Here is a 1,545-nt window from a genome sequence, read left to right as displayed (position 1 = left end):
AGATTTAAAATTACAGGTTCGCTATCCCAAGCGATTTAAAGCCACGACCGACAGTCATCATAACGAGGCCATTTCGCCCAACCGGCTGGATCGGCAATTCCAAGTGGCTAAGCCCAATCAAGTATGGTGTAATGGTCAACAAAAACCGGACACCTGCTTAGGCAGCGTTTTTCGAAAAGTCCCGCTCGAATTCGATCGGGGATTGATAGCCCAATGTTGAGTGCGATCGACGACCGTTGTAAAAAGCCAAATAGTCGATCACGCTCAGTTTCGCCGCTTCCTGGGTTTTGAATTTTTCGTAGTTTAGCTGTTCATGTTTCAAGCTACGGAAAAAGCGTTCTGTCGGCGAATTATCCCAGCAATTGCCTTTTCGGCTCATGCTCTGTTCCATCTTCATCACTGCTAAATGCTGGCGATATTCCCGACTGGCATACTGGCTGCCACGATCCGAATGATGCAGCAGACCCGGCGGCGGTTTGCGGCGCCAGAAGGCCATTTGTAATGCGTTGACACAGAGCGAGGTCCGCACTTGTGCCCTGTGGGTATATGGTCATCAATGGCCCATCCCACCACTTGGCGGGAGAACAGATCGATCACCACCGCGACATACATCCAGCCCTGCAACGTCCATACATAGGTAATATCTGTGGTCCACACTTGATTTGGCTGAGCGACCTTGAATTGGCGATCCAGTCGATTGGGGGATATGGCCTCGCTGTGGTTGCTGTCCGTGGTGACTTTAAAGCGTTTGGGATAACGCACCGTCAATTTTAAATCGCGCATGATCCGCCGCGTTTTGAAGCGGCCGACGGCGAAACCTTGTTTCTGCAATCGATCCGCTAAACGACGCGAACCAAAACTCTGCTTGTTGTCGATAAAAAGCTGCCGCACTTTTTCGGCAAGTTTCTGGTCTTGTCGCTGGTTGTCGTTATCTTGCGGAGCCTTGAGCCATGCATAATAGGCACTGGTACTCACCTGCATGACTCGACAGAGCACGGTCACTGGATACGTCTTCTGTTGCGCCTGAATAAATTCGTATTTTATTCGGCTTCTTTCGCAAAGAAGACGGCGGCCTTTTTTAATATCTCGCGCTCCATCCGCAGTTGTTCGTTTTCCTGGCGCAATCGGATCAATTCGTCATGATCCCCCAGATTCAGGCAAGATTTTTTTAGCGTAGATTCGTTGGCCGAAGGCTTGCGTTCCGCTCGTACCCAGCGTCCCAGGGCGCTTTGCGATATACCCAAATGATCGGCCGCTTGCTGCTGGCTGTAGCCTTTTTCAAGAACCAGTCTGGCGGCATCTTGTTTGAATTCCAGGCTATATTTTGGCCGATTATGTTTTTTTTCGTTACTCATGATCACCTCTACTAACAGTATAAATTCTGCCTTTAGAAGTGTCCGGGGTTATTAGACCATTTCATGGACGACCGATATTACCTACGTATGGACCCTGCAAGGTTGGCTTTATGTCGCGGTAGTGATCGATCTGTTTTCCCGCCAAGTCGTGGGCTGGGCGATTGACGATCACATGCGCACCTCGCTCTGC

At 50.0% G+C, this 1,545-nt stretch carries 3 protein-coding genes and 1 pseudogene; 1 reads left to right on the top strand and 3 read right to left on the bottom strand.

Features of this window, described 5'->3' with window-relative positions; translation table 11 throughout:
- Positions 1-157 precede the first annotated feature (157 nt).
- Genes AC0IM9_RS20415 through AC0IM9_RS20405 form a run of 3 tightly spaced genes read right to left on the bottom strand, consistent with a single transcriptional unit; the run spans position 158 to position 1,355 of the window.
- Positions 158-496, bottom strand: coding sequence for an integrase core domain-containing protein (locus AC0IM9_RS20415; protein WP_140912327.1), 339 nt, complete (start codon positions 494-496; stop codon positions 158-160).
- On the bottom strand, positions 403-1,029 hold the full coding sequence (locus AC0IM9_RS20410; protein ID WP_482805239.1) for an IS3 family transposase: 627 nt from the start codon (positions 1,027-1,029) through the stop codon (positions 403-405). The genes AC0IM9_RS20415 and AC0IM9_RS20410 overlap by 94 nt, the downstream gene beginning before the upstream one ends.
- Before the next feature lie 11 nt (positions 1,030-1,040).
- Positions 1,041-1,355 carry a transposase gene (locus AC0IM9_RS20405; RefSeq protein WP_482805238.1) on the bottom strand — a complete coding sequence of 105 codons (315 nt, stop codon included), beginning with the start codon at positions 1,353-1,355 and terminating at the stop codon, positions 1,041-1,043.
- A gap of 64 nt (positions 1,356-1,419) precedes the next feature.
- Here AC0IM9_RS20405 and AC0IM9_RS20400 point away from each other — a divergent pair.
- A pseudogene (locus tag AC0IM9_RS20400) lies at positions 1,420-1,545 on the top strand (DDE-type integrase/transposase/recombinase); the annotation flags it as partial.

The organism is Methylomonas sp. Uni0011, assembly GCF_056850255.1.
The sequence above is the reverse complement of the archived record's forward strand: the minus strand, read 5'-3'. Positions and strand labels throughout refer to the sequence as shown.